General features: G+C 58.9%; 1 pseudogene. It reads left to right on the forward strand.

The features are described 5' to 3' along the window. Positions 1-241: pseudogene (locus QN359_RS20105) on the forward strand (IS3 family transposase); the annotation flags it as partial.

The following is a 241-nucleotide window of genomic DNA, read 5'->3' on the forward strand; positions in this document are numbered from 1 at the left end:
TTGATGATGCGCGCCCTTTGGCGGAGCGTCCTGTACCGGCCAACAAGCTTAGCCAAGATGAGCAGGAGGAAATTCTGAGTGTCTGTAACAGCGCGCGTTTCGGCAGCTTGCCGCCGACGCAAATCGTCCCTATCCTCGCAGACGAGCGACGTTACCTGGCCTCCGAATCGACCATGTATCGGATTCTGAAAGCGCACTCGCTGCTGTATCGGCGAGGCCGTGCAGCGGCACCACGTAAGGT

The sequence above is a fragment of the Undibacterium sp. 5I2 genome (assembly GCF_035019605.1).
In the GTDB taxonomy this organism is placed as follows: Bacteria; Pseudomonadota; Gammaproteobacteria; order Burkholderiales; family Burkholderiaceae_D; genus Undibacterium.